This is a genomic window from Anaeromyxobacter sp. SG64 (genome assembly GCF_022690745.1).
GTDB classification, from domain to species: Bacteria; Myxococcota; Myxococcia; order Myxococcales; family Anaeromyxobacteraceae; genus Anaeromyxobacter; species Anaeromyxobacter soli.
This window is the reverse complement of the sequence record NZ_JALCZB010000160.1, coordinates 1-5,600: the sequence shown is the minus strand read 5'-3', so window position 1 is coordinate 5,600 and position 5,600 is coordinate 1. Positions and strand designations below refer to the sequence as shown.

At 74.4% G+C, this 5,600-nt stretch carries 5 protein-coding genes and 1 pseudogene; 5 read left to right on the top strand and 1 reads right to left on the bottom strand.

Annotation, left to right across the window (positions count from 1 at the left end; translation table 11 throughout):
* Positions 1–421: pseudogene (locus MNZ29_RS23395) on the top strand (Fe-S oxidoreductase); the annotation flags it as partial.
* Positions 422–483: 62 nt separating this feature from the next.
* On the opposite strand, the gene MNZ29_RS23390 reads toward MNZ29_RS23395, so the two are convergent.
* Positions 484–1,869 carry an MATE family efflux transporter gene (locus tag MNZ29_RS23390; RefSeq protein WP_242341412.1) on the bottom strand — a complete coding sequence of 462 codons (1,386 nt, stop codon included), beginning with the start codon at positions 1,867–1,869 and terminating at the stop codon, positions 484–486.
* A 107-nt stretch (positions 1,870–1,976) separates the two neighbouring features.
* On the opposite strand from MNZ29_RS23390, the gene MNZ29_RS23385 reads away from it, so the two are divergent.
* The 4 genes from MNZ29_RS23385 to MNZ29_RS23370 all read left to right on the top strand — a co-directional run.
* Positions 1,977–3,077 (top strand): MJ1255/VC2487 family glycosyltransferase, encoded by a 1,101-nt coding sequence (locus MNZ29_RS23385; RefSeq protein ID WP_242341411.1) that lies wholly within the window; start codon positions 1,977–1,979, stop codon positions 3,075–3,077.
* Between the two features lie 12 nt (positions 3,078–3,089).
* Complete coding sequence (rlmH, locus tag MNZ29_RS23380; protein WP_242356989.1) at positions 3,090–3,551, top strand: 23S rRNA (pseudouridine(1915)-N(3))-methyltransferase RlmH; 462 nt, start codon at positions 3,090–3,092, stop codon at positions 3,549–3,551.
* Between the two features lie 96 nt (positions 3,552–3,647).
* Positions 3,648–5,198, top strand: coding sequence for a 2,3-bisphosphoglycerate-independent phosphoglycerate mutase (gene gpmI, locus MNZ29_RS23375; protein WP_242356987.1), 1,551 nt, complete (start codon positions 3,648–3,650; stop codon positions 5,196–5,198).
* A partial coding sequence (locus MNZ29_RS23370; RefSeq protein WP_242356985.1) for a ComF family protein occupies positions 5,195–5,600 on the top strand: 406 nt, incomplete at its 3' end. The genes gpmI and MNZ29_RS23370, both read left to right, overlap by 4 nt.

The window sequence follows — 5,600 nt, the reverse complement described above, 5'->3', positions numbered from 1 at the left end:
AGCGGCCGCGCCGCCCGCGCCGCCCGAGCCGACCCCCGCCCGGGAACGGCCGACCGGGAAGGCCGCGGAAGCAGCGCCGGCGGCGACCCGCGCCGAGGCGGCGCTCGCGCGCTACGCCTCGCTCCGCGCCGCCGGGGCGCTCTCCGGCGAGATCCGCACGTTCCCCGGGTGCGAGGGGGAGTCCTGGCGCAAGGTGGAGCGCGACGCGCAGGGACGGACGGTGAAGTACGTCCGCGACGGCCGCGTGGCGGGGCACCACCTCCGCGTCGAGCACCTGTTCGGCGCGGACGGCTCGCTCGCGGCGGTGCGGGTGAGCGACCTCGAGCGCGGTGGCCTCCTCGACGCGGGCGCCCTCGGGCTCACCATCCCGCGCGACGCGACCGAGGCGGACGCGGACGCGCCCCCGCGCTGCGCGCGCTGAGGCCGGGCCGAAGGAGACCGGCGAGCAGGGCGACGCCGCTCGGGGCGACGTCGCCGCCCCCGTCAGGTGCCCTCGGGCACGAGCTCGATCCGCCGCCAGGCGCCGGCGCGGAAGCGGAGCCAGAGCACGAGCGCGAGGAGCGCGAGGTAGAGCACGAGCCACCCCACCGCGACCGCGTCCCCCGCGCCGAACCAGCGCACCGAGATCCAGCTCCCCGGCACGAACACCGCCCAGCCGATGGCGATGCGCAGCCACATGACGATGGCGGTGTCGCCCGCCGCGCGGAGCCCCTCGCCGAGCACCATGGCGGCGGCGTCGAACAGCTGCCACGCCGCCGCCAGCACGAGCACGCGCCGCCCGATCGCGTGGAAGGCGCCCTCCGGAGCGGCGCCGGGGGAGAAGGGCGCGAGGATCGCGTCCGGCGCGACGAGGTAGAGGAGGCCCACGAAGAGCTGCCAGGCCGCGCACACCGCGAACGTGACCGCGAGGACGCGCGGGACGCGGTCCCTGTGCGCGGCGCCGATGGCCTGGCCGACGAGGATCGCTCCCGCGCTGGCGAGCGCGAGCGAGGGCATGAACGCGATGGTGTTCACCTGGAGGATCGACATCAGCGCCGCCAGCGAGGTCGTCCCGAGGCCGGCGAAGACGACGTTCACGAAGAACACGAAGGCGAGGAGCTCGAGGAACCAGGTGATGCCCGACGGCACGCCGAAGCGGAGCACGCGCCAGAGCTCGCTCCCGCGCAGCCGGCCCGTCCCCGCGCGGCGCCCCTCGCGCACGAACGTCGCGGCGAGCCCGAGGAACGCGACCGTCGTCGAGAACGTGCTCGCGAGGGCCGCCCCCGCGACGCCGAGGGCGGGGAGCCCCAGGTGCCCGTCGATGAGGAGCCAGTTGCCGAGGACGTTCAGCACCATCGCGGCGACGTTCGCGACCATGGGCCGGCGCGTGTCGCCGAGCCCGCCGTAGTAGCCCGCGAGGGCCTCCATGCCGACCGCGGCGCCCGCGGAGAGGAGCCGGAGCTGGAGGTAGCCGCTCATGAGCGCGCGCACGTCCGCGGCGTAGGCGAGGCGGGCGAGGAGGTGCGGCGCCGCGGCCGCGCCGGCGATCCCGAGCGCCTGCGCGCCGGCCGCGACGGCGAGGCCGTACCAGCCGAACCGGCGCGCGCCGGCGGAGTCCCCGCGCCCGAAGAGCTGCGCGGAGAAGCTCTGGACGATGAAGACCGTCCCGATCGGCAGGATGAAGACGCAGAGCGCGTTGGTCGCGCCGGTCGTCGTCGCCGCGAGCGCCGCCTCGCCGAGGTGCGCGACCATCACCGCGTCGGCGATCCCGACCACCGCCTGCGTGGCGCGGGAGATCACGATGGGCCAGGCGAGCGCGACGAGCGCGCGCAGGGTCGCGCCGAGCCCGGCGGGGCGCGTGCCGCCGTCCGGTGGCTCGGGAGCGTTCATGGACGCGCAGGGTACCCGCCGCGCGCCCCTGCCGGAAGCGCGCGCCGCGCGGGTGGGTCCCGGCCGGGCCTGGGGCCAGGTCCGCCGGAGCGCGCTACAGTCACGGCATGGCGCGCATCCTCTACGGGGTCGCGGGCGAGGGGATGGGGCACGCGATCCGCTCGCGCGTGGTCATCGACCACCTGTCGCGCGCCCACGACGTCCAGGTGGTCGTCTCCGGCAGGGCGCACGGGTACCTCAAGTCGCTCGAGCGGGATCGGCTGGGAGTGAACAAGATCTGGGGGCTCTCGATCGTGTACGAGGACAACGAGGTCCGGAGCTTCCGGACCGTCCTCGCGAACCTCAAGGGGGCGGCCCTCGGCGGCTGGCCGCGCAACGTGAAGGCCTACTTCGACCTCGCCCGGGCCTTCCGGCCGGACGTGGTCGTCTCCGACTTCGAGAGCTGGAGCCACCTGTTCGCGCGGACGCACGGGCTCCCGTGCATCTCCGTGGACAACAACCAGATCGTGAACCGCGCCCATCATCCGCCGGAGGTGATCGCCGGGCACGAGGCGGAGTTCCTCGTCGCGAAGGCCGTGGTGAAGGCGAAGCTGCCGGGCTGCTTCCACTACCTCGTCGCGACGTTCTTCCGGCCGGAGCGGGTGAAGCGCCGCACGACGCTCCACCCGCCGGTGCTCCGCCCGGAGATCCTCGCCGCGCGGCCGGAGCGCGGCGAGCACCTCCTCGTCTACCAGACCTCCACCTCCAACGAGGCGCTGCCCGAGGTCCTGCGGCGCTCCGGGCGCGAGTGCCGCATCTACGGGCTCCGCCGCGACCTCGTCGCCGACGCGAGGGAGGGGAACCTCCTGTGGCGTCCCTTCAGCGAGCCCGTCTTCGTCGAGGACCTGCGCACCGCGCGCGCGGTCGTGTCGGGCGGATCCTTCACGCTCATGAGCGAGGCGGTGTATCTCGGGAAGCCCATGCTCGCCGTCCCCGTGAAGCGCCAGTTCGAGCAGATCCTGAACGCCCGCTACCTCGAGCGGCTCGGCTACGGCGTCGCCGCCGAGACGATCGACGACGCCGTGCTCGCGGGGTTCCTCGCGCGCCTCCCCGACCTCGAGCGCGGCCTCGCCGCGTATCGACAGGACGGGAACCGCGACCTCCTCGCCGCGCTCGACGCGACCCTCGCGCGCGCGCTCGGCTCCGGCGCCGCCGCGCCGCTCCCCTGAGGCGCCCCGCGAATGCGCCTCCGCGTCGTCGCCGTCGGCAGGGATCGCTCCGGGCTCTACGCGCCGGCGATCGAGGAGTACGCGAAGCGCCTCGGGCGCTACGCGCGGTTCGAGCTCGTGGAGGTCCCCGAGGCCCGCAAGCACGCGGGGACCGCGCAGGCGAAGGAGGAGGAGGCCGGGTCGCTCCTCGCCAAGCTCGGCCCGCGCGAGCGGGTCGTCGCGCTCGACGAGCGCGGCGCGGAGTGGACGAGCGTGCAGCTCGCGGAGCGCGTGCGGCGCTGGACGGAGGGGGGGCGCGACGTCGCGCTCGTCATCGGCGGCTCGGACGGCCTCTCGCGCGCGGTGCTGGATCGGGCCGAGGAGACGCTCGCGCTCTCGCGCCTGACGCTCGCGCACCGGCTGGCGCGGCTCGTGCTCGTGGAGCAGCTCTACCGCGCCATGACGATCCTGCGGGTCGAGCCGTACCACAAGTGAGGTCCAAAGCCGGGCGCCTGGCCGCGGACTTCTTCCTTGTGGATGGCCGGGCGCGTCCCTAACATCACGCGACACGCCGTCCGACCGGAGGAACCCGTGACGAAGCCGAAGCCCGTCCTGCTCGTGGTCCTCGATGGCTGGGGCCTCCGCGTCGAGCGCGAGGCGAACGCCATCGCCGTGGCGGGCACCCCGAACATGGACGCCCTCGTCCACGAGTACCCGCACACCGCCATCGAGACGAGCGGGCTCTCGGTCGGCCTTCCGGAGGGCCAGATGGGCAACTCCGAGGTGGGCCACACGAACCTCGGGGCGGGCCGGATCGTCTACCAGGACCTCGTGCGCATCAACCGCGCGGTGGAGGACGGATCCTTCTTCAAGAACGACGCGCTCCTCCTGGCGTGCCGCCGCGCCAAGGAGAACGGCGCGGCGCTCCACCTCATGGGCCTCCTCTCCGACGGCGGGGTGCACAGCCACGTCGAGCACCTGTACGCGCTCGTCGAGCTCGCGCGGCGCGAGGGGGTGCCGCGCACGTTCGTCCACGCGTTCATGGACGGGCGCGACACCCCGCCGAAGAGCGGCCTCGAGTACATGGCTCAGCTCGAGAAGCGGCTGCGCGACACCGGCTACGGCAAGGTCGCGGTGGTCTCCGGGCGCTACTACGCGATGGACCGCGACAAGCGCTGGGATCGCGTGGAGCTCGCCTACCGCGCGCTGGTGAAGGGCGAGGGCCAGCGGGCGCCGAGCGGCGTCGCGGCGATGGAGGCCGCGTACGGCCGCGGGGAGACCGACGAGTTCGTGAAGCCCACCGTCGTCGTGAACGGAGACGGCAAGCCCGTCGGTCCGGTGCGCGACGGCGACGCGGTGCTGTTCTTCAACTTCCGCGCGGACCGCGCGCGCGAGATCACCCGCGCGCTCGCCGGCGAGGGCTTCCACGACTTCGACCGCGGCGCTCCGCCGCGGCTCTCCGCCTACGTGTGCATGACCGAGTACGACAAGACGTTCCCGTACCCGGTCGCCTACGCGCCGCAGGACCTCACCGAGATCTTCCCCGAGATCGTCTCGCACGCCGGCCTCGCGCAGCTCCGCTGCGCGGAGACCGAGAAGTACGCCCACGTCACGTTCTTCTTCAACGGCGGGCGGGAGACGGTCTACCCGGGCGAGGACCGGATCCTCGTGCCGAGCCCGCGCGAGGTGAAGACCTACGACGAGAAGCCGGAGATGAGCGCGCGCGAGGTGACGGACAAGCTCGTCGCGGCGCTCGGCACGGGCAAGTACGGCTTCGCGCTCGTGAACTACGCGAACCCGGACATGGTCGGGCACACCGGGATCCTCGACGCCGCGGTGAAGGCCGTGAAGGTCGTGGACGAGTGCGTCGGCCGGCTGTGGCAGGCGGCGAAGGCGCAGCGGATGGCGATGATCGTGACGGCGGACCACGGCAACTGCGAGCTGATGACGGACCCGCAGACCGGCCAGCCGCACACCGCCCACACCTTGAACCCGGTGCCGTTCATCCTCGCCGATCCCGACCTGCGCGGCGCGAAGCTCCGCGCGAAGGGCGTGCTCGCCGACGTCGCTCCGACCGCGCTCCAGGTGATGGGGCTCCCGCAGCCGAAGGAGATGAAGGGGCTCGGGCTCCTCGTGCGATGAGCGAGGAGGGGTCGAGCGACGTTAGCGTCCGGGTCGCCGCCGCGCTCCGCGGCGTCGCCGCGGCGCTCCTCGAGCTCGTCTACCCGCCGCGCTGCGCCGCCTGCGGGGGCGCGGTGGTCGCGGAGCCGTTCTGCCCCGTGTGCGGCGAGGCCGTCGATCCCGTCCCGGAGGGCTGCCGGCGCTGCGGCCTGCCCGGGCCGGATCCGCTCTGCGGCGCCTGCCGCGCCGACCCGCCCGCGTTCGACGCGGTCCGCGCGGGCGGCCTCTTCGGCGGCCCGCTCGCCGACGCGATCCACGCCCTCAAGTACGGCGGCCGTCCCGCCCTCGCGCGCCCGCTCGGCGCCTGGCTCGCCCGCGCCGCCCCGCTCCCGCCGGGCGCGCTCGTCGTCTCGGTGCCGCTCG

What these genes read in the sequence shown, in the direction of transcription:
- MNZ29_RS23390 (WP_242341412.1), bottom strand. Translation starts at nt 1,869, where the DNA reads ATGAACGCTCCCGAGCCACCGGACGGCGGCACGCGCCCCGCCGGGCTC.
- MNZ29_RS23385 (WP_242341411.1), top strand. Translation starts at nt 1,977, where the DNA reads ATGGCGCGCATCCTCTACGGGGTCGCGGGCGAGGGGATGGGGCACGCG.
- rlmH (WP_242356989.1), top strand. Translation starts at nt 3,090, where the DNA reads ATGCGCCTCCGCGTCGTCGCCGTCGGCAGGGATCGCTCCGGGCTCTAC.